Annotated in this window: 1 rRNA gene; it reads right to left on the bottom strand. The window is 52.1% G+C overall.

The annotated features are described in order from the left end of the window. Window positions 1-5: 5 nt before the first annotated feature. Window positions 6-1376 (bottom strand): 23S ribosomal RNA (locus BUR09_RS16500); the annotation flags it as partial.

Here is a 1376-nt window from a genome sequence, read left to right as displayed (position 1 = left end):
TGTAGAAAAATAAGGCTCACGGACTATTAGTACTGGTTAGCTGAAGGCATCGCTGCCCTTACACACCCAGCCTATCAACCTGGTGGTCTACCAGGGTCCTTTAGCTCTTAAAGAGAGGGAGACCTTATCTCAAGGCAGGCTTCCCGCTTAGATGCTTTCAGCGGTTATCCCTTCCGAACGTAGCTACTCAGCTATGCCGTTGGCACGACAACTGACCCACCAGAGGTTCGTCCACCCCGGTCCTCTCGTACTAGGGGCAGGCCCTTTCAAGTCTCCTACGCCCACAGCAGATAGGGACCAAACTGTCTCACGACGTTTTAAACCCAGCTCGCGTACCACTTTAAACGGCGAACAGCCGTACCCTTGGGACCTGCTTCAGCCCCAGGATGTGATGAGCCGACATCGAGGTGCCAAACCGCGCCGTCGATGTGAACTCTTGGGCGCGATCAGCCTGTTATCCCCGGCGTACCTTTTATCCAATGAGCGATGGCCCTTCCATGCGGAACCACCGGATCACTAACACCAACTTTCGTTCCTGCTCGAGATGTCTCTCTTGCAGTCAAGCTCGCTTATGCGTTTGCACTCAACGACTGGTTTCCAATCAGTCTGAGCGAACCTTTGTATGCCTCCGTTACTCTTTAGGAGGCGACCGCCCCAGTCAAACTACCCACCAGACACTGTTTCCTAACCGGATAACGGTAGAGGATTAGAGCCTTAGACTAGCAAGGGTGGTATTTCAAGGATGGCTCCACAAACACTAGCGTGCCTGCTTCAAAGCCTCCCACCTATCCTACACATGCTAGCCCAAAACCCAATGTCAAGCTATAGTAAAGGTGCACAGGGTCTTTCCGTCTTGCTGCGGGTACACGGCATTTTCACCGCGAATTCAATTTCACCGAGTCTGTAGTTGAGACAGTGCGGAGATCGTTACGCCATTCGTGCAGGTCGGAACTTACCCGACAAGGAATTTCGCTACCTTAGGACCGTTATAGTTACGGCCGCCGTTTACCGGGGCTTCGGTTCGCTGCTTCGCTTGCGCTAACAACTCCCCTTAACCTTCCGGCACCGGGCAGGCGTCAGTCCATATACGTCGTCTTACGACTTTGCATAGACCTATGTTTTTAGTAAACAGTCGCCACCGCCATTTCTCTGCGGCTCTCCGTTGCTTTGTTTCGCTAAGAAACTAACAACAAAGAGCACCCCTTATCCCGAAGTTACGGGGTCATTTTGCCGAATTCCTTAACTACAGTTCTCTCGAGCGCCTTGGATTACTCATCCCGCCCACCTGAGTCGGTTTGCGGTACGGTTTGCATAGACTAAACTTAGAAGCTTTTCTTGGAAGCATGGACTCAACACCTTACGTTCTTGCGAACACC

This window comes from Halodesulfovibrio marinisediminis DSM 17456, from assembly GCF_900129975.1.
Taxonomy (GTDB): Bacteria; Desulfobacterota; Desulfovibrionia; order Desulfovibrionales; family Desulfovibrionaceae; genus Halodesulfovibrio; species Halodesulfovibrio marinisediminis.
This window is presented reverse-complemented; position numbering and strand designations above follow the sequence as displayed.